Source organism: Klebsiella sp. RC2 (genome assembly GCF_014192815.1).
In the GTDB taxonomy this organism is placed as follows: Bacteria; Pseudomonadota; Gammaproteobacteria; order Enterobacterales; family Enterobacteriaceae; genus Klebsiella; species Klebsiella variicola.
In genome coordinates this window covers 305260-331345 of sequence record NZ_JACHYL010000005.1, presented here as the reverse complement: position 1 = coordinate 331345, position 26086 = coordinate 305260, and the positions used below count along the sequence as shown (strand labels likewise).

Genomic DNA, 26086 nt, shown 5'->3' with positions numbered 1-26086 from the left:
CTTACCGGGGCTACCAACCGGATACCAGACCGTAGCCCGGATAAGGCGCTACGCGCCGCTATCCGGGGAGGCGCGGAATCTGTCAGCCGGATGAAAATCAGTACCCGCCGCGGGCCTGCGAAACCGCCAGCCCCAGCTGCCAGACGGCCATCGCGTAATGGGTGCTGTGGTTATAGCGGGTGATGGTGTAGAAGTTCGGCAGCCCGTACCAGTACTCATAGCCGGTGCCGACATCCAGCCGCAGCAGACTGGCCTGCTGATGGTTACCCAGCGGCTGGGTTGGGGTTAGCCCCGCCGCCGCCAGCTGCGACACGCTGTATTTGGTTTTGAAACCATTCTCCAGCCCCGGCGCCTGGCCCAGCGCCTGCACCGCCACCAGATCGCCGCTCACCCAGCCATGCTGTTTGAAGTAGTTGGCCACGCTGCCGATGGCATCCACCGGGTCCCACAGGTTGATATGGCCGTCACCGTTAAAATCGACCGCATACTGCTTATAGGAGGACGGCATAAACTGGCCGTAACCCATCGCCCCGGCGAAAGAGCCTTTCAGATCCAGCGGGTCGTCGCTTTCGCTGCGCGCCATTAACAGGAAGGTTTCCAGCTCCGAAGAGAAATATTCGGCGCGGCGTGGGTAGCTAAACGACAAGGTCGCCAGCGCATCAAGGATACGGGTTTTGCCCATCACCCGGCCCCAGCGAGTCTCCACGCCGATAATGCCGACGATGATTTCCGGCGGCACGCCATAAACCTGATAAGCGCGGTTCAGCGCATCCTGATACTGGTTCCAGAACACCACGCCGTTCTGCACATTATCCGGGGTAATAAACTGTTTCTTGTAGCGCAGCCAGGCGCCGGTCGGCCCGGTCGGCGGCAGGCCGGTCGGCGCCTGACGATCCATCAGCCGCAGGACGTAATCCAGGCGCTTAGCCTGCGACAGGATCTCCTGCAACTGCTGTCTGTCGAAGCCGTGCTTCGCCACCATCTTATCGATGAACTGCGCCGCCGCCGGATTGTTGGCGAAGTCGCCGCCCATCTGCATCACGTTATGCTGCGGTTCCAGCAAAAAGCCGCCGGTTCCACTCGCCATCTCCGTTTCCGCGGGGGTCTTGGGTTTGCTGCTGCAGGCAGCGAGGAGCACACAAAGGGGAAGTAAAGCCAGATAGCGACGCTTCAACATGGGAATTCCGTTTAACAAATTCAGCAAGGGATAATTATGGTAAAGCATGCGACGACCAACAAGAAAGCGACAATCCGTTTGTAGACAAAATAGTCCTTCATCGCCCCTTCCCTACATACTGCCATGCGCCTCATCGTTTCATCCTCTTGTCTTCAAACTTTCAAAATAAAATATTTATCTTTCATTTTGCGATCCATTTAACACTTTAAAACCTTTCAAAATGATTAAAATCAGCCTGCAATTAGCAAGAAAAATAACACGCTGAAGGAGAGAACAATGATTGACGTCGTTACCCACGGCGCGGAGTGGTTTATCGGCCTGTTTCAGAAAGGCGGCGAGGTATTTACCGGCATGGTGACCGGGATCCTCCCCTTACTGCTCAGCCTGCTGGTGATCATGAACGCGCTGATCAACTTTATCGGCCAGCAGCGGATCGAAAAACTGGCGCAGCGCTGCGCCGGAAATCCGATCTCCCGCTATCTGCTGTTGCCCTGCATCGGCACCTTCGTTTTTTGTAACCCAATGACCTTAAGTCTCGGCCGCTTTATGCCAGAGAAGTACAAGCCCAGCTATTACGCGGCGGCGTCCTATAGCTGCCACTCGATGAACGGTCTCTTTCCACATATCAACCCCGGCGAGCTGTTTGTTTATCTCGGCATCGCCAACGGCCTCACCACGCTTGGCCTGCCGCTTGGTCCCCTGGCGGTGAGCTATCTGCTGGTTGGGCTGGTGACCAACTTCTTCCGCGGCTGGGTCACCGACCTGACCACCTCTATTTTCGAGAAAAAAATGGCGATTCAGCTTGCCCGGAAAGTGCATCTGTCAGGAGCGACATCATGACCCGCATTCGTATTGAGAAAGGCACCGGCGGCTGGGGCGGCCCCCTTGAACTCGACGTCGTCGAGGGCAAAAAGATCGTCTATATCACCGCCGGCACCCGCCCGGCGATCGTTGACCGCATCGCCAGCCTGACCGGCTGGCAGGCGGTGGACGGTTTTAAAGAGGGCGAACCGGCGGAAAGCGACATCGGCGTGGCGATTATCGACTGTGGGGGTACCCTGCGCTGCGGGCTCTATCCCAAGCGCCGTATCCCTACGGTGAATATCCATGCCACCGGCAAATCGGGGCCGCTGGCGCAGTATATCGTCGAGGATATTTACGTCTCCGGGGTGAAAGAAGAGAACATCAAACTGCTGGAAGATAGCGGCGAGACGGCAGCGCAACCACTCCCTGCCGCGGGCCGCGATTATGACGCCAGCAAAAAGATCACCGAACAGAGCGACGGCCTGCTGGCGAAGGTCGGGATGGGGATGGGATCGGTGGTGGCGGTACTGTTCCAGGCCGGACGCGACACCATCGACACGGTGCTGAAAACCATTCTGCCGTTTATGGCCTTCGTCTCGGCGCTGATCGGCATCATCATGGCCTCCGGCATCGGCGACTGGATTGCCCACGGCCTGGCGCCGCTTGCCAGCCATCCGCTGGGGCTGGTGACCCTGGCGCTGATCTGCTCCTTCCCGCTGCTGTCGCCGTTTCTCGGCCCCGGCGCCGTTATCGCCCAGGTCATCGGCGTGCTGATCGGCGTCCAGATCGGCCTTGGCAACATTCCACCGCACCTCGCCCTGCCCGCGCTGTTTGCCATTAACGCCCAGGCCGCCTGCGATTTTATCCCGGTAGGCCTGTCGCTGGCCGAGGCCCGTCAGGATACCGTGCGCGTCGGCGTGCCGTCGGTGCTGGTCAGCCGCTTCCTCACCGGCGCGCCAACCGTGCTGATCGCGTGGTTCGTTTCCGGATTTATTTACCAGTAAGAGGTTCCTGAAGATGACCGTCATTTACCACACCACCATTACCCGCATCGGCGCCTGCGCGACGATGGCGCTGGAAGAGCAGATGCTGATCACCTTCCGCGAGGGCGCCCCGGCGGATATCGAAGAGTATTGCTTTATTCACAACCACGGCGAGCTTGCCGGCCCCCTGACGCCGGGCGCAGAGCTGCAGCTCGGCGACAGGCGTTATCCGGTGACCGCCGTCGGCGAGGTCGCCGAACAAAACCTGCGCGAGCTGGGCCACATCACCCTGCGCTTCGACGGCCATCGTGAAGCGGAGTTTCCCGGAACCGTTCACGTCGCCGGCCCGGTGCCGGATGCTATCGCGACCGGCTGCGTACTGAAATTTGTTGCTTAGAAGGAGAGAAAGATGAATCAGGTTGCTGTTGTCATTGGTGGCGGACAAACCTTAGGAGAGTTTCTGTGCCGCGGTCTGGCCGCCGAGGGGTACCGCGTGGCGGTGGTCGATATTCAAAGTGAAAAAGCCAGCCGCGTCGCCCAGGAGATCAACGCTGAATATGGCGAAGGCACGGCATACGGCTTCGGCGCCGACGCCACCAGCGAAGCCAGCGTCACTGCCCTGGCTCACGGGGTGGATGAGATTTTCACGCGCGTCGATCTGCTGGTGTACAGCGCCGGGATTGCCAAAGCGGCGTTTATTAGCGACTTCGCGCTGGGGGATTTCGACCGCTCGCTGCAGGTGAACCTGGTGGGCTATTTCCTCTGCGCCCGCGAGTTCTCGCGGCTCATGATCCGCGATGGCATTAAAGGTCGCATCATTCAGATCAACTCGAAGTCCGGCAAAGTGGGCAGTAAGCACAACTCCGGCTACAGCGCGGCGAAGTTCGGCGGCGTCGGGCTGACCCAGTCGCTGGCGCTGGATCTGGCGGAGTACGGTATTACCGTCCATTCGCTGATGCTCGGCAATCTGTTGAAATCGCCGATGTTCCAGTCGCTGCTGCCGCAGTACGCCGCCAAGCTCGGCATTGATGAGAGCGAAGTCGAGCAGTACTACATCGATAAGGTGCCGTTGAAACGCGGCTGCGATTACCAGGATGTGCTGAACGTGTTGATGTTTTACGCCAGCCCGCAGGCGTCGTACTGCACGGGTCAGTCAATTAACGTTACCGGCGGCCAGGTGATGTTTTAAAAGGTTCCCGGATGGCGCTGCGCTTATCCGGGCTACAAAAATGTCGGTCGGGTCAGGCGCTAGCCGCCACCCGACAAAAAACGGTACCCGGGTTTTACCCGGTACCCCACCTTCAGGAGACATTATGGTTACCGCATTAATCACCGTCGCCGCTATCGCCTGGCTGACTCAGCTGGCTTTCGGCGGCTGGCAAATTCGCCGCTTCAATCGCGCTTTTGATAGCCTTTGCCAGCAGGGCCGCGTTGGCGTCGGCCGTTCCTCCGGGCGCTTTAAACCACGCGCGATTGTCGCTATCGCCGTCGATGAAAACGATCGTATTTGCGATACGCTGTTGATGAAGGGCCTCACCGTCTTCGCCAGTCCGCAAAAAATCCCCACGCTTAGCGGTAAACATCTCGAGGAATTGCAGCCTGATGTGATCTTTCCCAATGATCCGCTCTGTCAGAATGCACTATCATTAGCGCTTAATCCGAAACATGCATAATTTCGTTGTGAAAGTTAATATCTTGCGAAATTATCACTTCGAAACTTAAACGCAGGATACAACGCCTATGAAACCACGTCAGCGCCAGGCAGCCATTCTCGAGCACCTGCAATCGCAGGGCAAATGCTCGGTCGAAGAGCTGGCGCAACACTTCGACACCACCGGCACCACTATCCGCAAGGATCTGGTGATTCTGGAGAATGCCGGGACCGTCATCCGCACCTACGGCGGCGTAGTGTTGAATAAAGACGAGGCCGACCCGCCTATCGACCACAAGACGCTGATCAACACCCACAAGAAAGCGCAGATTGCCGAGGCCGCCGTACGCTACATCCACGATGGCGATTCAATTATCCTCGACGCCGGCAGTACCGTGCTGCAAATGGTGCCGTTGCTGAGCCGCTTCAATAACATCACGGTGATGACCAACAGCCTGCATATCGTCAACGCCCTTTCCGAGTTCGATAACGAGCAGACCATCCTGATGCCGGGCGGCACCTTCCGTAAAAAATCGGCTTCATTCCACGGCCAGCTGGCGGAAAACGCCTTCGAACAATTCAGCTTCGACAAGCTGTTTATGGGCACCGACGGCATTGATCTGGTGGCGGGCGTCACCACCTTTAACGAGGTCTATACCGTCAGTAAGGCGATGTGTAACGCCGCCCGCGAAGTGATCCTGATGGCCGACTCATCCAAGTTTGGCCGTAAAAGTCCCAACATTGTCTGCGGCCTTGAACGCGTGGATAAATTGATTACCGATGCCGAGATTGACCCTGAATTCCAGCGGGCGCTGGAAGCCAAAGGTATTGAAGTCATTATTACTGGAGAACATCATGAGTAACTTTTTGTTAGAGGCCGGACGCCAGACCCTGATGCTTGAGCTGCAGGAGGCGAGCCGCCTGCCGGAACGCCTGGGCGACGACTTCATCCGCGCGGCGGAAACCATCATCCACTGCGAGGGCAAACTGATTGTCTCCGGTATCGGTAAATCCGGCCACATCGGTAAAAAGCTGGCGGCAACCTTCGCCAGCACCGGCACCCCGGCCTTTTTCGTCCATCCGGCAGAAGCCCTGCACGGCGATCTCGGTATGCTCGATAGCCGCGACGTGATGCTGTTTATCTCCTACTCCGGTAGCGCAAAAGAGCTGGATCTCATCGTGCCGCGGCTGGAAGAGAAATCCATTCCGCTGCTGGCGATGACCGGCAAATCCACCTCGCCGCTGGCACTGGCGGCGAAAGCGGTGCTGGATATCGCCGTGGAGCGCGAAGCCTGTCCGATGCATCTGGCGCCGACCTCCAGCACCGTTAACACCCTGATGCTGGGCGACGCGCTGGCGATGGCGGTGATGCAGGCGCGCGGTTTCAATGAAGAAGATTTCGCCCGTTCCCACCCGGCGGGCGCCCTCGGCGCGCGTCTGCTGAATAAGGTGCATCACCTGATGCGCCGCGACGAAGAAGTGCCGCGGGTCGATGCCGGGGCCAACGTCATGGACGCCATGCTTGAACTCAGCCGAACCGGGCTCGGCCTGGTGGCGGTCTGCGATGAAACCAACCGCGTGCAGGGCGTTTTCACCGACGGCGACCTGCGCCGCTGGCTGGTTGCTGGCGGTACGCTCAACGATAGCGTCACTCGGGCGATGACCCGCAACGGCGTAACGCTGCAGGCGGAAAGCCGCGCGGTGGAAGCCAAAGAGCGGCTGATGAAACACAAAATCAGCGCCGCGCCGGTCGTGGATGAAAACGGCCAACTGGTCGGCGCCATCAACCTGCAGAACTTTTACCAGGCAGGGATCCTTTAAGTCCCAGACGTTTCGCCAGCCGATGCAGGTTGGCGACGTCCAGTTCCAGCGCACGGGCGGTCGCCGCCCAGTTGCGCTGGTTCGCCTCCAGCGCGCGGCTAATCGCTTCCCGCTGAAAAGAGTCGGTCGCCTCGCGCAGATTGACCTTCTCCATCACAGGTACTGCTGCCGCCGTCTCAGTCGGTAACATCGGCGCCGTCACCGCAAACTGGAAATGCTGCGGCTCCAGCACCACTTCATCGCCGGCCTGGGTGGCCCGCGCCAGCACCACCGCCCGGTGAATAGCATGCTCCAGTTCGCGCACGTTGCCCGGCCAGGACCACTGCTGCAGCCTGTTTCGCGCCGCTTCGCTGAGTATCACCCGCGCCAGCCCCATCCGCAGGCGGCACTGCTCACAGAAATAGCCCGCCAGCAGCACAACATCGCTGTCCCGCTCGCGTAGCGCCGGAACCGACAGCGGGAAGACGCTCAGGCGATGGTACAGGTCGGCGCGAAAGCGCCCTTCCACCACCTCCTGGCGTAGATCGCGGTTCGTCGCCGCCAGCACCCGCACATCGACCCGCAGACTGCGGTCATCGCCGACGCGCTGAATATCGCCATACTGCAGCACGCGCAGCAGCTTCGCCTGCAACGCCAGCGACAGTTCGCCAATTTCATCAAGGAACAGGGTGCCGTTATCAGCCATCTCAAATTTACCGCTGCGGTTGCTGATAGCCCCGGTAAACGCCCCTTTCACATGGCCAAACAGCTCGCTCTCCGCCACGCTTTCCGGCAGCGCCGCGCAGTTAAGATAGACCAGCGGATTGGCGGCTCGCGGCGATCCCTGGTGCACCGCCTTCGCCACCAGCTCTTTCCCGGTGCCGGTTTCGCCGCTGATCAGTACGTTTAGGTCCGAGGCGGCGACGATATCGATCTCTTTTTTCAGCTGCAGCATGGGCGCTGACAGGCCGATAATCTCCTGACGCTCAGGCTGCGCGTCATTCACCGGTTGCACCGGCAACACGTTTTGCGCCTCAAGGCGGGCAATAAGCAGCGCGTTATTCAATGCCCCGGCCACCAGCGCGGCAATCAGCCGCAGCTCTTCATCGCTGAAGCTATCGAAACGGTCAGCATCCATGCCGTCAAGAGTCAGCGCGCCAATCAGCGTCTGCCCGGCAAACAGCGGCAGGCCAACGCAGGCGTGAACCTTCAGGCTCTCATGACCGGGGATCAGCCCGTCATAGGGGTCGGGCAAGTCGCTATCCGCCGGGAAGCGCACCACATCCCCGGCACGCGCAATCGCCTCAAGCCGCGGGTGTCCTTCCAGGGCAAAGCGCCGACCAAGCACATCCTGCGCCAGGCCATCGATCGCCAGCGGCACAAACTGATGCGCCTCATAGCGCAGCAGCGCCGAGGCATCGCAGCCGAGGATCTGCCGCAGGGTAGTAATCAGGCGCGAAAAGCGGTCGGTGTGACCAATATCGCTTTGTAAATCAATGGCGATTCTCGCCAGCTCGTCGACGGAAAAACTCATTGCCGCTCCATTGTCATTTTGACAACACGCATTGTCATATCGACTATTTTAGCTATTGTCATTTTGACAGCAACCAAAATCAGAAAAAATTAAAAATAGCTAATTATCAATGAATTAAAAAGTTGGCATGCAACTTGATATAAGCCAGTCAACTGAGTTTAAACACACTGTATTGATTGAGGTTGCTATGTCTATTGCGGTTAAAAATAACATTCTTTGGGTTGGCCAACGTGACTGGGAAGTGCGTGATTTCCACGGCACCGAATATAAAACGCTGCGCGGCAGCAGCTACAACAGCTATCTCATCCGCGAAGAGAAAAACGTGCTGATTGATACCGTCGATCATAAATTCAGCCGCGAGTTCGTGCAGAACCTGCGCAGCGAAATCGATCTGGCCGACCTCGACTATATCGTCATTAACCACGCCGAAGAGGACCATGCCGGCGCGCTGACTGAGCTGATGATGCAGATCCCGGATACGCCGATTTACTGCACCGCCAACGCCATCGACTCGATCAACGGCCACCATCATCATCCGGAGTGGAACTTCCACGTGGTGAAAACCGGCGATACTCTCGATATCGGTAATGGTAAACAGCTGATCTTCGTGGAAACGCCGATGCTGCACTGGCCTGACAGCATGATGACCTACCTGACCGGCGACGCGGTGCTGTTCAGCAACGACGCCTTCGGCCAGCACTACTGCGACGAACACCTGTTCAACGATGAAGTGGACCAGATTGAACTGTACGAACAGTGCCAACGCTACTACGCCAACATCCTGACGCCCTTCAGCCGCCTGGTGACGCCGAAAATTACTGAAATCCTCGGCTTCAACCTGCCGGTGGAGATGATTGCCACCTCCCACGGCGTGGTCTGGCGCGATAACCCGACGCAAATCGTCGAGAAATACCTCGAGTGGGCGGCGGATTATCAGGAAGATCGCATCACGATTTTCTACGACACCATGTCCAACAACACCCGTATGATGGCGGATGCTATCGCTCAGGGGATCACTGAAGTCGACCCGCGGGTAGCGGTAAAAATCTTCAACGTCGCCCGCAGCGACAAAAACGACATTCTCACCAATGTTTTCCGCTCGAAAGGCGTACTGGTGGGCACCTCCACCATGAACAACGTGATGATGCCGAAAATCGCCGGGTTGGTGGAAGAGATGACCGGGCTGCGTTTTCGCAATAAACGCGCCAGCGCCTTTGGCTCGCACGGCTGGAGCGGCGGCGCGGTAGACCGCCTCTCCACCCGCCTGCAGGATGCCGGCTTTGAGATGTCGCTGAGCCTGAAAGCCAAATGGCGCCCGGATATCGACGCGCTGGAATTGTGCCGCCAACACGGACGCGATATCGCTCGTCAGTGGGCCCTCTCGCCGCTGCCGGTTGCTGAAGCAGCGACAACGCCGGAACAACAGGACTGTGCCTGTGCCGCCGCCGCGGCCGCGGCCGCTGACCTCGGTCCCATGATGCAGTGCAGCGTGTGCCAGTGGGTCTATGACCCGGCGAAAGGCGAACCTAACCAGGATGTCCAGCCGGGTACGCCGTGGAGTGAAGTGCCGGATAATTTCCTCTGCCCTGAGTGTTCTCTTGGCAAAGATGTCTTTGACGTACTGGCGACGGAGGCAAAATGAGTGATGGCATCGTCATCATCGGCTCGGGCTTCGCGGCCCGCCAGCTGGTGAAAAATATCCGTAAGCAGGATACGCAAATCCCGCTGACCTTAATCGCCGCCGATAGCATGGATGAATACAACAAACCCGACCTCAGCCATGTCATCAGCCGCGGGCAGAAGGCCGACGATCTGACCCTGCAAAGCGCCGGCGAGTTCGCCGAGCAGTATAATCTGCGTCTATTTCCCCATACCTGGGTGAGCGATATCGACGCCGAAAAACGGTTAGTGAAGAGCCAGGATAACCAGTGGCGCTATGACAAACTGGTGCTGGCCACCGGGGCGACGCCGTTTATCCCCCCGGTACCGGGACGCGAGCTGATGCTGACGCTGAACAGCCAGCGCGAATACGGCGCGGCGCAGAGCCAGCTGCACGACGCGAAGCGCGTGCTGATCGTCGGCGGCGGCCTGATTGGTTGCGAACTGGCGATGGATTTCTGCCGCGCCGGTAAAGCGGTAACGGTGGTCGATAACTCAGCCAGCGTGCTGGCGGCGCTGATGCCGCCGGAGGCCAGTAGCCGCCTGCAGCATCGGCTTACCGAGATGGGCGTACATCTGATGCTCAAGGCGCAGCTTGAGGGGTTAGAGCAAACCGCCGACGGCATTCGCGTCAGTCTCGACCGCCAGCGCGCGATAACCGTCGATGCGGTGGTGGCCACCGCCGGCCTGCGCCCGGAAACGTCGCTGGCGCGCCATGCCGGATTGCAGATTAACCGCGGCGTGGTGGTCAATAACCAACTGCAAACCAGCGACCCGGCGATTTATGCGCTCGGCGACTGTGCGGAAATCAACGGTACGGTACTGCCGTTCCTGCAGCCGATTTTACTCAGCGCCATGTGCCTGAGTAAAAACCTGCTGGCGCAGGCGGGGGAACTCAAGCTGCCGCCAATGCTGGTGAAAGTGAAAACCCCGGATCTGCCGCTGCATCTGGCCGGCGACACCCGCCGCGACGATCTGACGTGGAATATCGTGGCCGCCAAAGAGGGGCTGGTGGCGAAAGGCCTGGATGCAGAGAATCAACTGCGTGCCTTTGTGGTCAGCGAAGACAAGATGAAAGAAGCCTTTGCGCTGCTCAAGCAACTGGTGAGTTGATTACCGTCCAGGCAGCCCTGTTTTGCCGGGTGGCGCTACGCTTACCCGGCCTACGGAGGCCGCCCGTAAGCTCATATACTGTAGGCCCGAGCAAGCGCAGCGCCGCCGGCGCAGGGGGCGGCGTCTGGCCGCTCCCTGCGCCACGGAAAACAGAGTGCCGAAAAATTAACCGGGAGCGCAGGTTCGGTTAACACTCAAAACGTTGTTTCTGTCTGAGCCGACTCCTGCAGCACCTGCAGAATGTTGGCTGCGGCGGCGGTCCCCATTTTCACGTAAGAGGCATCGCTAACGCCACCCACATGCGGAGACAGAATGACATTATCAATCGCCTGCCAGATATGCGGCGTGGTGAGTGGTTCACTGTGAAAGCTGTCGAGCGCCGCCCAGCGCAAGGTCCCCGCTTTTAATGCTGCGGCCAGCGCCACATCGTCAATCAACCCGCCGCGCGCAGTATTCACCAGGATAGCGCCCGGCTTACACTGCGCCAGCGTGGCGGCATTGATCATTCCTCTGTTATGTTGCGTCAAGGGACAATGAAGGGACAGAACATCGGCCTGCATCAGCAGGTCTTTGAGTTCGTCAACACGTTCACATTCCGGCGGGACCGTTTTCGCGTAGGGATCGTAAGCCAGAACCTTCATACCAAAGGCGACGGCAATTTTCGCCACACGGCTGCCAATAGCGCCGAGGCCGACCAGTCCCAGCGTTCTGCCCTCAAGTTCGAGTGATTTATGCGTTGATTTATCCCAGTGCCCTTCACGCAGGCGGCGGTCAAGCGGAATTACCGACTTGGCACAGGCCAGAATTAACGCCCAGGTGTGTTCGGAAACCGCGGCGGCATTGGCCCCCGTCGCCGCGCGAACCATTATGCCGCGCGCGGTGGCCGCCTCAACGTCAATGACATCAATGCCGCTGCCATGTTTGGCAATCACCTTCAATGCCGGGGCGGCATCCATGACGGCGGCCGTGATTTTGCCATAGCGCACCAGTATCGCGAGCGGATTGTGCTGCTGGCACAAGGCTATCAGCTGGGATTCTGTTGGCTGGCGGCCGGCAAAGACAAGCTCGTAATCTTCCAGCATCTCCAGCGCTGCTGCAGCCAAATCGCTGCCGGTAATCAGGATGACGTTTTTAGCGCTCATGGCAGTGTCTCCCCTTCGCTCAGCATCCCTGCCTGACGCAGAGCACTCTCCAGCCAGTGCGGACGAAGGTCGCCGTCGCGGATAGCAACCAGACGTTTTGATTCCATCGCCAGTTTGCCTTTCGCCAGTTCGATGATGGTGCGAACTTCATCGCGCGGGATAACGACCACGCCGTCAATATCCCCTACCACTAAGTCACCTGCCTGCACGGCGGCGCCACCGACTGAAATAGCGTGATTGACCCTGCCTGGAATGAACTTGGTGGGGCCGCACGGATTCAGGCCGGCGGCGAAAACCGGAAAGCGTTGGTTACTTAAGGTTTCCGCATCGCGAACGGCGCCGTCAATGATAATCCCTGCGATACCGCTGGCCTGGGCCTGCGTCGCCATGATCTCTCCCAGCAGCGCGCAGGAGAGATCGCCCTTCCCGTCGATGACCAGCACATCGCCAGGTTTGGCGACGGCCATTGCGGCGTGAATAGCGAGGTTATCCCCCGGGCGGACCTCTACGGTAATCGCTGGCCCGGCAACCGCCATATGCGGCGCCAGCGGCTTGATGCGGCCATGTAATGTGCCACGGCGTCCGGCCACGACAGCCAGAATGGCGGCCTGAAATTCGGCGGCCTGGCGGACCTCTTCCGCGTCAACACGCGCAATATCAAAGTTGATGAGTTTCTGTTGCGAAGCAGGCATGGTTACTCTCCATTTGTTTTACTAGATACAACTCACGTGTACTATATAAAACAACTATACGAGCATTGCTTCGCTTTTCGCCAGTGTTGCGAAGTTGTTTGTGATGTAAACACGAAGTTACTCACAAAATTCAGGTACAATTTTGTTCGGCAAAAAGGAGAACATGATGGGGAATGAAGGCGTAATTGCCGTTGAAAAGGCGCTGGCTTTACTTGATTGCTTCCGTCCCGGTAATGACAGTCTGACGTTAACGGAGCTGGCCCAGCTTTCGGGATATCACAAAACAACCGTTTATCGCCTGATGAATTCGCTTGAGCGAATGAACTACATCATCCGGCACGACGATGGCACCTATACGCTCGGCCACCGTCTGCTCTATCTCGGCAAGCTCTATGAGCAATCATTTGAACTTGCCAGAGTCGTACAGCCGGAATTGCAGGCGCTGTCACAGGCCTCCAGCGAAAGCGCGAGCTGGTATGTGATTGAGGGGGGACAGCGCCTGTGTCTGTTCCGCGCCGAAGCCTCCCAGGGATTACGCCACAGCAACCTGCCCGGCAGCCAGTTCCCGCTGGATGGTTCCGCTATCAGCAAGGTTTTACGCCACTGGGGATTGGGTGAATCGTTGCAGGAAGACGAACCGACGCTGCCGTTCTATACCTCCGGCGCGCGCGACCCGCACACCGCGGCCTTCGCAATGCCGGTGTTTGGCGTCCACGATAAACTGATCGCGGCGCTGGCCCTGACCGGGCCGGCATCGCGTCTGACGGAAGATCGTAAAGAAAACGGCATCAGCCAGCTCATGCAGGAGACGGCCAACCGCCTGTCGCTCAAGCTAGGCGCCAGCAAGCCATTCTGCGAAAGGTTTTACGGTCTGAAAGAGTAAGATTGGCTAAGAAGGCGGGAAAAATCCCGCCTTTGCTTATTAATGGGTCATCTGTTTTTCCTGCCTGGCAGTCTGCGAGTAACGCCGTCCCATGGCCAGCACCGCAATGCCGCCTGCCAGACACAAGGCGGCCAGCGGCAGCATCGCCAGCGTATGGCTTCCTGTCCGTTCGCTAATAATGCCATAGGCATTCACCATCACCGCGCCGCCAATCAGGTTGGCGATCGCGCCGATGGCCGCCAGCCCGGCGGCGGCTGACGTGCTGCTCATCCAGCCCGATGCCAGCGCCCAGAAGGGGCCCTTCGCCGCATAAGCGCCAATCAGTATGGTACTGAGGATCATAATGGTGGCCGGAAGCGACAGATTGATAAACGCCGCGAACACGCCAGCCGCAATCATAAAGAGGGTAAGCGCCGTGTGCCAGCGGCGTTCATTTTTCCGGTCCGAACTGCGTCCCCAGACAATCATCAGCACCGACGCCAGTCCATAGGGGATGGCATTCAGCAGCCCGGTGGTCAGGTTATCAAGATGGAACGACTTCAGCAGCTGTGGAGACCAGACGCTAAGCGTGGTGCCGGCAGACGACGCACCGGCGTAAATCAACGCCATCAGCCAGATTTGGCGATGCTTCAACAGTTGCCATGTGGTGGTATGGCCGATCTGTTTCTGCTGTTGGCGCTCCGCCTGAAGCGTGTTTTCCAGCCACGTCTTCTGCCGGTCGTTTAACCAGCCAGCCTGATGCGGGCGGTCGCGCAAAATAAAGAAAGCGGCAATCCCCAGCAGCACCGCCGGCAACCCTTCAATAATGAATAACAGATGCCAGCCGCGCAGCCCTAACCAGCCATCCAGCATCAGGATCAGCCCTGAAAGCGGTGAGCCGATAAAGTTAGCCAGCGGAATGGCCACCATAAAAGAGGCAATAATACGCGCACGGTAGCGTGACGGGATCCACCAGGTAAGATAGAGCACCACGCCCGGGAAAAAGCCCGCTTCGGCAGCGCCCAGTAAAAAACGGACGATGTAAAGGGAGGTGGTGTTTTGCACCAGCGCCATACACATCGATACCACTCCCCAACTGATCATAATGCGCGGGATCCACAAGCGGGCCCCCACCTTCTGCATCGCCAGGTTGCTGGGCACCTCAAAGATAAAATAGGCGACAAAATACAAACTGCTGGCGAAACCAAAAGCCGCCTTACTCAGGCCCAGATCCTCATTCATCTGCAGCGCAGCCATACCAATATTGCCCCGGTCAATAATCGACACCAGGTAGCTGACAACCAGGAAAGGCAGGATGCGCCAGATAACCCGCCGCATGGTCTCTTTTTCCAGCGCATCGTTATCGATAGCGCGGTTCGGTAATTGATCGGTCATGGTTTCCTCGCAGGGTTTCATTATGTTTATCAGGAAAACGATGTAGAGATGAAATACGTTACTTCAGCTTGATGCGTCCGTTTTGCCGCGTCCGGAGATGAGGATGGGCTGCCTGGGTTGTCATGTTGCTTCACCAGGTAACGCAAGCCACACGTTTCTGGCCGCAAGGTGCGGCGCGGTAACGATCTCCATGAACATCTCGCTATTGTTGCATTCTGTACAACTTAGTTTTATTTTACAAAACTACTATAACGAGGCTGTCGTGTTTTTATCCAGTTAACGAGTGGTTTAAATTATGTAAATAAGAGGTAAATCACAGATGCTTCGGGTCGTTAAAACGAGGGAAAATGAAGATTTGATAAAAAATAATAATTTTTCAATGAGTTAAGTAATTGAGATTATTGACGCAGAGCGATGCCTCACCAGGACCTGGGTCAGCCTGCGCAGAGCAGCGCCGCCGGGCAGGTAGGGTAGCCCGGCTTAGCGCAGCGCAAGCCGGGAAAATGCTGCAGCTAACGCGCCAGATTGTCGTAGCCGCGCCAGCGGTAGTTAAGCACCGACAGCGCCCAACAGGCGACAAACAACCCGACCACCACAAATCCGGCATCGCCAAGGTTATCGTTTAACATCCCCACCCAGCGCCATATCCCGCCACTGAGCGCAAACTTATCCATTAGCAGGCCCAGCGCTTCCAGGCCGCCGATAAACAGCGCCACCACCACCGAGGTGCCGGTGATGGTCATATTGTAATAAAGCTTGCGCTGCGGTTTGCTGAACGCCCAGCCGTAGGCGCCGACCATCAGCACGTTATCGAGGGTATCCACCAGCGCCATACCACTGGCGAACAGCGCCGGGAAGACCATAATCGACCAGACGGAAATCCCGCTCGACGCGCCGGCGGCGGAGATACCCAGCACGCCGATTTCGGTAGCGGTGTCAAAACCGAGGCCGAACAGGAAGCCGACCAGGTACATCTGCCAGCTGCGGCTGACCAGACGGAAGGTTTTGCCAAACAGCCAGCTCATCACCCCGCCGCCGCTGACGATTTCGTCGCTCACTTTCTCACCGCGCTTCCACGCCCGAAAGCTGCGCCACACGCTGCGTAAAATCACCAGGTTGATAAAAGCCATCGCCAGTAAAAACAGGGCCGACACGGCGGTGCCGATGACGCTACCGGTGTCATGCAGCCAGCTCATCTGCGCGCTGAAGGCCGTGGCGGTCGCGGCAATCGCCGCCGAGGCCAATACCACAATCGATGAGTGGCCCAGCGAGAACCAGGCCCCGACGGCGAAAGGCCGCCGCCCCTGCTGCATCATCTTCCGGGTCACGTTATCAATCGCCGCGATATGGTCGGCATCCACCGCGTGGCGCAGGCCGTAGCCCCAGGCCAGAAGGCTGGCGGCCATCAGCGCGCCGCTGTCGCCAAAGGCCTGCAGCGCCCAGCACCAGGCCAGTAAGTTCGCCGCGATCAACCCCAACACCAGTCCCGCAGCGCGCGGCTGCTGGCGTAAAACTGTCATTATCATTGTTATGTTCCTTGAGCCTGCCCGCGGGCGGCGGCGATCACCGCCTGACCATAGGCGATTGCGCCGTCGCCGGCCGGCAACTGCTGCGCCAACAGCAGAGTAAAATCCGCCAGATAAAAGGTCAATCGCGCCGCCAGCAGGCGGTTATGCAGCACCCCGCCGGTGCAAACTATCGTGTCGATGCCGCGAGCGGTGGCGCAGTCGCAGGCCATCGCCGCCAGCCCACAGGCCAGGGCGTCATGGAAGGCCCAGGCTTTCTGCGCCGGGGTGGCCTGCCAGCCCAGCCATTGTCGCCAGAAGGTGGCTAAGTCCAGCACGTCGTCGCGCCACGGCAGCGTAACCGGGTGGCTGACGCCGGGGCAGCTGGCGGCCAGCGCTTCCAGCCGACAGGCTGCTTCGCCTTCATAGCTCAGGCTCTCCGGCGCGCAATCCAGCGCGCAGGCGACGGCATCAAACAGCCGTCCGCAGGACGAGGCGCGCGGCGCGTTAATGCCGCGATCGATGGCCTGCGCCAGCAGCGGCCAGTTGCGCTGGCGGAAGGGGGCGGTCTGCGGATAATCCTGCCAGTCAGGGACAAAGGCCAGGCACTGAGCCAGCAGATTTCGCCACGGCTGGCGCGCCGCCAGGTCACCGCCCGGCAGCGCGACGGCCGGCAACCCGCCAAGATGTTCGCACTGGCGATAGTTAACCCGCAGGCACTCCCCGCCCCACAGCGCGCCGTTCTCCCCCATGCCGATGCCGTCGAGGGTCAGGGCGATAACGTCGCCGCCGTCAAGCGGCCAGCGGTGCTCGGCCAGGCACGCCGCAGCATGAGCATGGTGATGCAGCACCGTCTCCACCGGCAGCGACAGGGACGCCGCCCACTGCGTTGAACGATAGCCGGGATGGGCATCAACCACCACCCGCTGCGGCACAAACGCGTAAATGCTTTGCATCAGTTGCAGGGTGCTGCGCCACTGCTGTTCAACGCCTTCCTCGCCAAGATCGCCAAAGTGCTGGCTCAGCACCGCTTCGCTGCCGCGCGCCAGGCAGAAGGTATTTTTCATATCCGCGCCGAGAGCCAGTAGCGGCGGGATGTCTTGTAGCCCCGGCGGCAGCGGCAGCGCATCCGGGACGTAGCCCCGGGCGCGGCGCAGCATTTCACCGCTTGACCGCACCAGCGAATCATCCATTCGCTGCAGGATGTCGCGATTATGCAAGAGAAAGCCGTCGGCAATGTCGGCTAAGTCGTTGAGCGCCTGAGCATTACTTAACGCCGGCGGATGGCCGCTAAGGTTGCCGGAGGTCATGACGATGGGGCGCGCCAGGGCCTGCAGAAGCAAATGCTGCAGCGGATTAGACGGCAGCATCACCCCTACTTCCGCAAGTCCTGGCGCAATCTCGTCACACAGGCCGGAGACCTGCGCTTTAGCAATCAGTACGATGGGCGCCGCCGGGGAGCCCATCAGCGCCGCGGCGTCGGCGGGTAAGCCCGCCGCTGACGGCAACATCACCGCCAGCGGTTTCGCCGGACGGTGTTTCCTCGCCCGCAGCGTGGCAACGGCAGTAGGATTACCGGCATCGCAGGCCAGATGAAAGCCGCCGATGCCTTTTATCGCCACGATGTCGCCTGCCGCCAGCCGCGTGATGGCCGCCTGCAGCGCCGCCTCGCTGTTCAGCGTTTCCCCCTCTGCCCGCCATTCCAGCCGCGGTCCGCAGTCGGGGCAGGCCACCGGCTGGGCGTGAAAACGGCGATCCGCAGGATCGCGGAACTCCGCCTCACAAGGGGAACAGAGCGGGAACGGCGCCATTGCGGTGAAAGGCCGGTCGTAGGGCATGGCGCGGATAATGGTTAACCGCGGCCCGCAGTGGGTGCAGTTGATAAAGGGGTAGCGGTAGCGGCGCGCCCGGGGATCGTTCATCTCCGCGAGGCACGCCGGACAGGTCGCGGCATCGGGCACGATCTGAGTGCGCATGCATCCCGCCCCGCTCTCGCGGATGGTGAAATCCTTCGGCGTGGCCGTCCAGCAATAAGGGGTGCAGTCGGTGCTGTCGATACGCGCCAGCGGCGGGCAGTGGTCAGCCAGAGCGGCAGTAAAACCATCGTCGCCCCCGGCCAGCCGCACGAGGACGCCGTCACCGTCATTACAGACATCGCCGCAGCGGGCCTGCGTCCGGGCCAGCTGCCAGACAAAGGGGCGGAACCCCACCCCCTGCACTTTACCGCGAATGCGGATTTGCACCCCGTTCATGCCACGACTTACCAGGCCAGCGCCGTACGGCGACGTTTCTCGATATTCATCTGCTCGAGTTTATTGCGGTCAACGCACACCAGGGCGTGCGTCGGGCAGACTTCCATGCAGGCCGGGCCGCTCTCGCGGTGGAAGCAGAGGTCGCACTTGTTGGCTTCGGCTTTTTCCGCCACGACGTTCAGTCCGGCACCGCTATGGCGGATCACCGGGCGCACCACCACCTCCATCGCCCCGTACGGGCAGGCAACAACGCAGGTTTTGCAGCCGATGCAGCGCTCCTGCATCACATGGACAAAGCCTTTATCGCGGCTAATGGCGCCGTTCGGGCAGACGTTGGCGCAGGGGGCGTCTTCACACTGACGGCAGGCGGTCGCCGTGGAGACATTGACCCCTTTGATCACGTGAATACGCGGTTGAAAGGTGTGAGGCGTCAGGGCGGCGCAATCCTGATGTTCCTGATGGGACACCACGCAGGCCACTTCGCAAGTGCGACAGCCGATACATTTGCTCGCATCGGCGATAATGAAACGGTTCATCCATTTCTCCAGCAGTAAGAAGGTTAGGCGCCGGAGTATGCATAATACGTTCCAGTTTTTATATCATTGATAGTTAAGAGAATTAAATCGAATATTTGCTGTCATCGTCAGTAGTGACGATGACAGCTGACGACGTCAGGCACAGGGACCCGCCACCAGTGAATCACGCTCAATTAGCGCCCCGGGGAAGCTCTGCTGAAAGTTGAACTCCCCACCATCCAGCATAAATATCAGCCGATTGATGCTCTCTTTAATCATCTCCGTCACCGGTACCCGAACGCTGGCGAGCGACGGCACCATATACGGCGCCAGCACAATATCATCAAACCCCACCACCGAGACCTGATCCGGAACCTTAACGCCCAGCTGGTGAAGCTGCTTCATCGCTCCGATCGCCATATCGTCATTGCTCGCCACCAGCGCGCTGTAGGTCACCCCGCGCTGACGCAGGATCTCCACCGCCGCCGCGCCGGTTTCCGGCGTCCAGCGCCCCTCCGCGATGAGCGCCTCGTTCAGGGCGATGCCGTGGCCAGCCAACGCGTCTTTGTAGCCGGCGAGGCGTTCGACGCCGGTGGGTGAGTCAAGGGAACCGGTAATAAAGGCGATATCGCGATGGCCAAGCGCAATCAGCCGCTCCACCACCCGCATCGCCGAGGCTTTTTGATCGGACCAGACGCAGTGGCTGGCGTGGCGGCGCAGGCGGCGATTAAGCACCATGATCGGCTGCGAGTGGTTCTCAACGATCTCGTCCATCTCGTCAACGGTGAGAAAGCGCGGGTAGATGATGATCGCATCGCAGCGCAGGTCCAGCAGGTACTGGATCGCCTCCCGCTCCTCTTGCGCGCTGTGCTTGCCGTCGGCCAGGATCAGCTGTCGTCCCTTGTCTTCCGTCATCCGCGCCACGTGATACAGCAGCTCGCTGAAATAGACGCCGTGGTACAGGGTGTTGGTCACCACCAGGCCCAGGGTTTGCGTCGTTTTGGTCGCCAGGTTGCGCGCCAGCAGATTAGGCCGATAGCCGCTCTCCGCCACTGCCTTAAACACCCGGTCTTTGGTCTCCTGACTGACATAGCCGTTGCCCGACAGTACCCGCGAAACGGTTGCCTTCGATACCCCCGCGCGCTTTGCGACCTCCAGCATCGTTGCCATGTGATTCTTCCTGTTGCAAAAGTTGCAGGCAGTGTACTGCACGTTTCCCGCTTTTACAGCATTCCCCTGTTCACCACCGCGATCCGGCTCACGGCGACGCTTCGCGATCAAAATCACAAAATTGAGATCATCTTTTTTTATTTCTTGTGCAATCAAATGAAACTCACCATGATTTTGTGGAACCGGTTTCCTATATAAACATGGTATCGCCCGGCGATGCGGCGCGGTAGCAGATCAGTACCCTATTGATAAACAGGATAAAATCCGATGTCGAAAAATTATGCAGCCCTGGCGCAACAGATAGTCGCGGCAATCGGCGGAGTCGATAACGTCGCCGCCGTGACCCACTGCATGACCCGTCTGCGCTTCGTGGTCAAAGACGACGAAAAGGTCGATAGCCCCACCCTGAAAGGCCTGACCGGGGTACTCGGCGTTGTGCGCAGCGATAACCAATGCCAGGTGATCATCGGCAATACCGTTTCCCAGGCCTACCGCGAGGTGGTGAATCTGCTGCCTGGCGACCTGCGCCCGGCTGAGCCGCAGGGCAAAGCGCCGCTAACCCTGAAACGCATCGGCGCCGGGATCCTTGACGCGCTGATCGGCACCATGTCGCCGCTGATCCCGGCGATTATCGGCGGATCGATGGTCAAGCTGCTGGCGATGATCCTCGAGATGAGCGGCGCGTTGCCGAAAGGCTCACCGACGCTGACCCTCCTGACGCTTATCGGCGACGGCGCGTTTTTCTTCCTGCCGCTGATGGTGGCCGCCTCCGCGGCGGTGAAATTCAAAACCAATATGTCGCTGGCTATCGCCATCGCCGGGGTGCTGGTGCATCCCGGGTTTATCGAATTGATGGCCAAAGCCGCCCAGGGCGAACACGTTGAATTCGCCTTTATTCCGGTTACCGCGGTGAAATACACCTACACGGTGATCCCGGCGCTGGTGATGACCTGGTGCCTGTCGTATATCGAGCGCTGGGTGGATCGCATTACCCCGGCGGTGACGAAAAACTTCCTTAAGCCGATGCTGATCGTGCTGATCGCCGCCCCGCTGGCGATCCTGCTGATTGGCCCGCTGGGCATCTGGATCGGTAGCGCCATTTCCGCGCTGGTGTATACGATCCACAGCTATCTCGGCTGGCTGTCGGTGGCGATCATGGGCGGGCTGTGGCCACTGCTGGTGATGACCGGGATGCACCGCGTCTTTACGCCAACCATCATTCAGACCATCGCCGAAACCGGCAAAGAGGGCATGGTGATGCCATCGGAGATCGGCGCCAACCTGTCGCTGGGCGGATCGTCGCTGGCGGTGGCGTGGAAAACCAAAAACCCGGAGCTGCGCCAGACGGCGCTGGCCGCCGCGGCATCGGCGATTCTGGCCGGGATTTCCGAACCGGCGCTGTACGGCGTGGCGGTGCGCCTGAAGCGCCCGCTGATCGCCAGCTTAATCAGCGGCTTTATCTGCGGCGCGGTGGCGGGAATCGCCGGTCTGGCCAGCCATTCGATGGCGGCGCCAGGGCTGTTTACCAGCGTGCAGTTTTTCGATCCAGCCAATCCGATGACTATCGTCTGGGTATTTGGCGTGATGGCGCTGTCGGTGGTGCTGTCGTTTGCCCTGACGCTGATCCTCGGCTTTGAAGATATTCCCGTTGAACAGGCCGCTGCCGACGCCAGAGCGCGCCAGGCCCGGGCCCAGGCATCCCACGCCTGAACACACAATTGATAATGAGGTAATGCATGGCGAGTTTCCCACAGGGATTTTTATGGGGCGGCGCACTGGCCGCCAACCAGTCTGAAGGCGCTTATCTTGAAGGCGGTAAGGGGCTGACCACCGTGGATACCCTCCCCCACGGCGCTCACCGCCTGCCGGTAAAATTAGGCCTGGAGAAGCGCTTTACGCTGCGTGAAGACGAATTTTACCCCAGCCATGAGGCGATCGATTTTTACCATCGCTATAAAGAAGATGTTGCCCTGATGGCCGAGATGGGGTTCAGCGTCTTTCGCACCTCCATCGCCTGGAGCCGCCTGTTCCCGCGCGGCGACGAGCAGCAGCCGAATCCGCAGGGCATCGCCTTCTATCGCTCACTGTTTGAGGAGTGCAAAAAGCACGGTATCGAGCCGCTGGTCACGCTGTGTCATTTCGACGTGCCGATGCATCTGGTGATGGAGTACGGCTCCTGGCGCAACCGCAAAATGGTGGATTTTTTCAGCCACTACGCCCGCACCTGCTTTGAAGCTTTTGACGGTCTGGTGAAATACTGGCTCACCTTCAATGAAATCAACATCATGCTGCACAGCCCCTACTCCGGCGCCGGTCTGGTGTTTGAAGAGGGTGAAAACCAGGAGCAGGTGAAGTACCAGGCCGCGCATCACGAGCTGGTGGCCAGCGCGCTGGCGACAAAAATCGCTCATGAGATTAACCCGCAAAATCAGGTCGGCTGCATGCTGGCGGGCGGCAATTTCTATCCTTACTCCTGCAAGCCGGAAGATGTGTGGATGGCGCTGGAGAAGGACCGCGAAAATCTGTTCTTTATCGACGTCCAGGCGCGCGGCGCCTATCCGGTGTGGGCCGCGCGGGTGTTCCGGGAAAAAGGGGTCACGATTGCGAAACAGCCGGGCGATGACGAGATCCTCAAAAACACCGTCGATTTCGTCTCCTTTAGCTACTATGCGTCGCGCTGCGCCTCGGCGGAGATGAACGCCAGCAACACCAATGCCGCCAATATCGTCAAGTCGCTGAAGAACCCGCACATCCCGGCCAGCGAATGGGGCTGGGGCATCGACCCGCTGGGCCTGCGTATCACCATGAACATGATGTACGACCGCTATCAGAAACCGCTGTTCCTGGTGGAAAACGGGCTTGGCGCCCGCGATGAGATCGATGCCAATGGCGACATCAATGACGACTATCGCATCAGCTACCTGCGCGAGCACATCAGGGCAATGCGCGACGCTATCGGCGACGGTATTCCGGTGCTGGGCTACACCAGCTGGGGCTGCATCGATCTGGTCTCAGCGTCAACCGGCGAGATGAGCAAGCGCTACGGCTTTGTCTATGTCGATCGCGACGATGCCGGCAATGGCACCCTGGCGCGTAAGCGTAAAAAGTCATTCTTCTGGTACCAGAAGGTGATAGCCAGCAACGGCGCCGATCTCGACTAAGCGTCCTCGCCCACGCGCGCCCATTCCCCGCGATAAACGGGGGACGGGCGTCTGCTTTCTGTTGCATCTATTACATGCTTTTTTCTCGAGCCTGATTCCAGTTTCTGGTTTGCCTCCTGTTCACAATAACTGGTATTTTATCCAGTACTTTTACAGGGGTATCTTCAGCAAGGAGCACATCATGAGCGCACAGCACACTACCGCAGCCAGAGGGATAGCCAGGGCCATTCGCCAGTTAACCGTGGGATATGTCAGAAAACGCCATGAAGACCGCAAAACGCGGGAGACGCGGCGCTACACCCGCCACGCAGCCCTGAACCTGAACGGCGACTGGCTGGAGCAGGCGGGGTTTCCGGTCGGCACGCAGGTCAGAGTCTCGGTGTCACCCGGGAAATTAGTGATAGAGAATCTTGAGCTGGCGCCGCCGGGAACGGGGCTCCCGGCAGGTCAGTCGTGCGCCGGCGGAGAGCCCGGTTCGCCGCTGGGTTAATCGTCTTCAGCCTCCAGCCGGGCAAAGCCGCCCTGGCCCTGCCAGTCTGCCAGCTGCTGGTACACCCGGGCAACGGCCTCTTTTACCGGCTGGGTCATCGGATAATAAAAACCGACGATATCCGGCTGAATGCCGAGGAAAATCACCTCGCCGACGTCCTCTTTCAACTGATCGACCAGATAGTTGAGCGGCATGTTATGGGTGGTCATCATAAACATCTCGGCGATGTCGTCGGGGTCGATGACGCGAATGTCGCCGGGGTTAAGGCCCATGTCGGTGGCATCGACAATCAGCAGGCGTTCGGGGCGTAATTCGCGGATCGCCACGATGTCGTTTTCCGGCGCGCTGCCGCCGTCGATGACCACCCACTGGCCAGCCGGGTTCGCCGCGCACATCTCCGCCAGCAGCGGGCCGGCGCCGTCGTCGCCCATCATGCTGTTGCCAACACAGAGTAAAACGTCAGTCACGTAATCTCCTCACCATCAGGTAGATGGCGCTCTCCTGGTGAATATCATGCAGCATGCTGAGCAGGGTTTTGCTCCACGCCTGCTGCTGCGGGGTCTGCGCGGACTGCGCTTTATCAAAGGCGTTGGCCAGCATCGCCACATGGCTGCTGTCGATGACGATTTCGCCATACTTCGGCACGCCCTCCATTTTGCGCCGCGCGGCGCTCCCGGCCTCAAGGGTGGCGATCCATGCCAGATACGCCTCCCACGGGCAGCTCAGCGCCGCCTCGAGACAGTCGATGACGCCGAGGTGGTGGCCAATCGCCAGGCTGTAATAGACCACCTGCTGCGCCTGATCCGGCGTGGCGTCGTTCTCATCAATAAATTTACGGCTCAGCTGACTGAACACCACCGTCTCGCTCATCGGATACGCGCCCCCTCGACCACCTGGTTGAGATGGGTGACGATCTCGGTCAGACGCGGATCTTTCTCCGCCTCCAGCCAGCGCAGCACCTGGCTGTCGCCCTGGCCGAGCAGACGCATATAGTCGTCAGCAATCTGCCGGCCATAGCGATAGCCCGCCAGACGCCGCGCTTCGCGATCGATGCGCACCCGCAGGGGCTGCACCATATCGGCATGCAGCAGCTCGGTCGGCTGTTCGTCGAGTTCGCCTGGCAGACGAGCATGGATTTTCTGCTCCAGCAGGCCGAGCGCCATGGCAAAGCCGTACAGGGTGGCGGCGGGCGTCGGCGGGCAGCCCGGAATATAGACATCGACCGGTACGATTTTATCGGTACCGCCCCAGACACAGTACAGGTCGTGGAAGATGCCGCCGCTGTTGCCGCAGGCGCCGTAGGAGATACAGATCTTCGGATCCGGCGCCGACTGCCAGGCGCGCAGCGCCGGGGAGCGCATGGCGCGGGTCACCGCCCCGGTAAACAGCAGGATATCGGCATGGCGCGGCGAAGGCACCACTTTGATCCCGAAGCGTTCAGCGTCGAACAGCGGCGAAAGGGTAGCGAAAATTTCAATTTCGCAACCGTTGCAGCCGCCGCAGTCGACGCGGTAGACGTAGGCCGAACGTTTAATTTTCTTCAGCAGCGAGGCCTTCATGCTGGCGATGGATTCATCCACCGTCATCGGCACGGGAATGCCGTTTTCATCGCGCGGGCCAAGTAAAGTACTCATCAGCTGGCCTCCCTCATATGGCGGGTCAGTTCAATACGATCGGACGGCACCAGGCATTTCTGGCGCTTGCATTCCGGGCAGGTTTCGAAGCTTTCACGGTGCAGCTCGGCGCGGGTATCGCCGTTATGCTTGAGCAGCGCGATGGCGTAGTCGATCTCCTTCTGCACCGCGAACGGACGCTGGCACTCCCGGCAGTGGCAGATAGCGAAGCGCGACTGCTGGAGGAAATCCTCTTTCTTCCACACCGCCAGCTCATACTCCGGCGACAGCTTAATCGCCGCCGTCGGGCACACCTCTTCACAGCGGCCGCAGAAGATGCAGCGCCCGAGGTTGAACTGCCACGCCAGCTGATTAGTGGTCAGATCGGTCTCGACCGTCAGGGCGTTCGACGGGCAGGCGTTCACGCAGGCCGCGCAGCCGATACACTGCTGCGGCGTATGCTCCGGCTTGCCGCGAAAGTTTTTGTCTACCGGCATCGGCTCCAGCGGGTAGACGTGCGTCGCGGTGCCGGTCTTAATAACTTTTTTAATAAAGGTAAACATGGCGA

Annotated in this window: 26 protein-coding genes; 13 read left to right on the top strand and 13 right to left on the bottom strand. The window is 59.5% G+C overall.

What is annotated here, in order from left to right:
* Nucleotides 1-97: 97 nt before the first annotated feature.
* Entirely contained in the window at nt 98-1177 is a 1080-nt protein-coding gene (mltB, locus tag FHW76_RS17630; RefSeq protein WP_012540785.1) for a lytic murein transglycosylase B, read from the bottom strand.
* A 276-nt stretch (nt 1178-1453) separates the two neighbouring features.
* Here mltB and FHW76_RS17625 point away from each other — a divergent pair, with 276 nt between their 5' ends.
* From FHW76_RS17625 to gutQ, 7 genes are all read left to right on the top strand, one after another.
* Nucleotides 1454-2017, top strand: a complete 564-nt coding sequence (locus FHW76_RS17625) for a PTS glucitol/sorbitol transporter subunit IIC (RefSeq protein WP_183476865.1) — start codon at nt 1454-1456, stop codon at nt 2015-2017.
* On the top strand, nt 2014-2985 hold the full coding sequence (locus tag FHW76_RS17620; protein WP_012540783.1) for a PTS glucitol/sorbitol transporter subunit IIB: 972 nt from the start codon (nt 2014-2016) through the stop codon (nt 2983-2985). Before FHW76_RS17625 ends, FHW76_RS17620 begins: the two co-directional genes overlap by 4 nt.
* 13 nt (nt 2986-2998) lie before the next feature.
* The gene (gene srlB / locus FHW76_RS17615) at nt 2999-3361 is read left to right on the top strand and encodes a PTS glucitol/sorbitol transporter subunit IIA (RefSeq protein ID WP_008806160.1); all 363 of its coding nucleotides are present in this window, start codon (nt 2999-3001) and stop codon (nt 3359-3361) included.
* 12 nt (nt 3362-3373) lie between these two features.
* A complete protein-coding gene (gene srlD, locus FHW76_RS17610; protein ID WP_012540782.1) occupies nt 3374-4153 on the top strand; it encodes a sorbitol-6-phosphate dehydrogenase in 780 nt (259 codons plus the stop codon).
* 124 nt (nt 4154-4277) lie between these two features.
* The gene (gutM, locus tag FHW76_RS17605; protein WP_023323169.1) at nt 4278-4637 is read left to right on the top strand and encodes a transcriptional regulator GutM; all 360 of its coding nucleotides are present in this window, start codon (nt 4278-4280) and stop codon (nt 4635-4637) included.
* 67 nt (nt 4638-4704) lie between these two features.
* Entirely contained in the window at nt 4705-5478 is a 774-nt protein-coding gene (locus FHW76_RS17600) for a DNA-binding transcriptional repressor (RefSeq protein ID WP_012540780.1), read from the top strand.
* A complete protein-coding gene (gene gutQ / locus FHW76_RS17595) occupies nt 5471-6436 on the top strand; it encodes an arabinose-5-phosphate isomerase GutQ (protein WP_008806164.1) in 966 nt (321 codons plus the stop codon). Before FHW76_RS17600 ends, gutQ begins: the two co-directional genes overlap by 8 nt.
* Here gutQ and norR read toward each other — a convergent pair.
* Nucleotides 6399-7949 (bottom strand): nitric oxide reductase transcriptional regulator NorR, encoded by a 1551-nt coding sequence (norR, locus tag FHW76_RS17590; protein ID WP_022065931.1) that lies wholly within the window; start codon nt 7947-7949, stop codon nt 6399-6401. The two genes, gutQ and norR, sit on opposite strands and share 38 nt — an antisense overlap.
* Nucleotides 7950-8136: 187 nt before the next feature.
* Here norR and norV point away from each other — a divergent pair, with 187 nt between their 5' ends.
* Nucleotides 8137-9591, top strand: a complete 1455-nt coding sequence (gene norV / locus FHW76_RS17585; RefSeq protein WP_008806166.1) for an anaerobic nitric oxide reductase flavorubredoxin — start codon at nt 8137-8139, stop codon at nt 9589-9591.
* Nucleotides 9588-10721 carry an NADH:flavorubredoxin reductase NorW gene (norW, locus tag FHW76_RS17580; RefSeq protein ID WP_183476864.1) on the top strand — a complete coding sequence of 378 codons (1134 nt, stop codon included), beginning with the start codon at nt 9588-9590 and terminating at the stop codon, nt 10719-10721. The genes norV and norW overlap by 4 nt, the downstream gene beginning before the upstream one ends.
* 194 nt (nt 10722-10915) lie before the next feature.
* On the opposite strand, the gene FHW76_RS17575 is transcribed toward norW, so the two are convergent.
* Together FHW76_RS17575 and FHW76_RS17570 are read right to left on the bottom strand one after the other, a co-directional pair.
* Entirely contained in the window at nt 10916-11863 is a 948-nt protein-coding gene (locus tag FHW76_RS17575) for a hydroxyacid dehydrogenase (protein WP_008806168.1), read from the bottom strand.
* Entirely contained in the window at nt 11860-12555 is a 696-nt protein-coding gene (locus FHW76_RS17570; protein WP_183476863.1) for an RraA family protein, read from the bottom strand. The genes FHW76_RS17575 and FHW76_RS17570 overlap by 4 nt, the downstream gene beginning before the upstream one ends.
* Nucleotides 12556-12721: 166 nt before the next feature.
* Here FHW76_RS17570 and FHW76_RS17565 point away from each other — a divergent pair, with 166 nt between their 5' ends.
* Nucleotides 12722-13438 carry an IclR family transcriptional regulator gene (locus FHW76_RS17565; protein WP_008806170.1) on the top strand — a complete coding sequence of 239 codons (717 nt, stop codon included), beginning with the start codon at nt 12722-12724 and terminating at the stop codon, nt 13436-13438.
* A 39-nt stretch (nt 13439-13477) separates the two neighbouring features.
* On the opposite strand, the gene FHW76_RS17560 is transcribed toward FHW76_RS17565, so the two are convergent.
* The 5 genes from FHW76_RS17560 to FHW76_RS17540 form a co-directional block, all read right to left on the bottom strand.
* Entirely contained in the window at nt 13478-14812 is a 1335-nt protein-coding gene (locus tag FHW76_RS17560; protein ID WP_022065928.1) for an MFS transporter, read from the bottom strand.
* 512 nt (nt 14813-15324) lie between these two features.
* Nucleotides 15325-16338: a HoxN/HupN/NixA family nickel/cobalt transporter gene (locus FHW76_RS17555; RefSeq protein WP_008806172.1), complete on the bottom strand. Its 1014-nt coding sequence runs from the start codon at nt 16336-16338 to the stop codon at nt 15325-15327.
* Nucleotides 16339-16340: 2 nt separating this feature from the next.
* A complete protein-coding gene (gene hypF / locus FHW76_RS17550; protein WP_183476862.1) occupies nt 16341-18569 on the bottom strand; it encodes a carbamoyltransferase HypF in 2229 nt (742 codons plus the stop codon).
* An 8-nt stretch (nt 18570-18577) separates the two neighbouring features.
* Nucleotides 18578-19105: an electron transport protein HydN gene (gene hydN / locus FHW76_RS17545; RefSeq protein WP_008806174.1), complete on the bottom strand. Its 528-nt coding sequence runs from the start codon at nt 19103-19105 to the stop codon at nt 18578-18580.
* A gap of 135 nt (nt 19106-19240) precedes the next feature.
* Entirely contained in the window at nt 19241-20254 is a 1014-nt protein-coding gene (locus tag FHW76_RS17540) for a LacI family DNA-binding transcriptional regulator (RefSeq protein WP_022065321.1), read from the bottom strand.
* A gap of 267 nt (nt 20255-20521) precedes the next feature.
* On the opposite strand from FHW76_RS17540, the gene ascF reads away from it, so the two are divergent.
* The 3 genes from ascF to FHW76_RS17525 all read left to right on the top strand — a co-directional run bounded on the left by ascF (nt 20522) and on the right by FHW76_RS17525 (nt 23905).
* The gene (gene ascF / locus FHW76_RS17535; RefSeq protein WP_016161696.1) at nt 20522-21964 is read left to right on the top strand and encodes a PTS cellobiose/arbutin/salicin transporter subunit IIBC; all 1443 of its coding nucleotides are present in this window, start codon (nt 20522-20524) and stop codon (nt 21962-21964) included.
* 26 nt (nt 21965-21990) lie between these two features.
* Nucleotides 21991-23415 (top strand): 6-phospho-beta-glucosidase, encoded by a 1425-nt coding sequence (locus FHW76_RS17530; RefSeq protein WP_008806177.1) that lies wholly within the window; start codon nt 21991-21993, stop codon nt 23413-23415.
* A 181-nt stretch (nt 23416-23596) separates the two neighbouring features.
* A complete protein-coding gene (locus FHW76_RS17525) occupies nt 23597-23905 on the top strand; it encodes a SymE family type I addiction module toxin (RefSeq protein WP_012967361.1) in 309 nt (102 codons plus the stop codon).
* On the opposite strand, the gene hycI is transcribed toward FHW76_RS17525, so the two are convergent.
* The 4 genes from hycI to FHW76_RS17505 are packed head-to-tail and all read right to left on the bottom strand — an operon-like array spanning nt 23902 to nt 26081.
* Entirely contained in the window at nt 23902-24372 is a 471-nt protein-coding gene (gene hycI / locus FHW76_RS17520; RefSeq protein ID WP_008806179.1) for a hydrogenase maturation peptidase HycI, read from the bottom strand. The genes FHW76_RS17525 and hycI overlap by 4 nt on opposite strands.
* A complete protein-coding gene (locus tag FHW76_RS17515) occupies nt 24365-24775 on the bottom strand; it encodes a formate hydrogenlyase maturation HycH family protein (protein ID WP_032731137.1) in 411 nt (136 codons plus the stop codon). The genes hycI and FHW76_RS17515 overlap by 8 nt, the downstream gene beginning before the upstream one ends.
* Nucleotides 24772-25539 carry an NADH-quinone oxidoreductase subunit B family protein gene (locus FHW76_RS17510; protein ID WP_002914891.1) on the bottom strand — a complete coding sequence of 256 codons (768 nt, stop codon included), beginning with the start codon at nt 25537-25539 and terminating at the stop codon, nt 24772-24774. Before FHW76_RS17510 ends, FHW76_RS17515 begins: the two co-directional genes overlap by 4 nt.
* Nucleotides 25539-26081 (bottom strand): formate hydrogenlyase complex iron-sulfur subunit, encoded by a 543-nt coding sequence (locus FHW76_RS17505; RefSeq protein WP_183476861.1) that lies wholly within the window; start codon nt 26079-26081, stop codon nt 25539-25541. Before FHW76_RS17505 ends, FHW76_RS17510 begins: the two co-directional genes overlap by 1 nt.
* Nucleotides 26082-26086 lie beyond the last annotated feature (5 nt).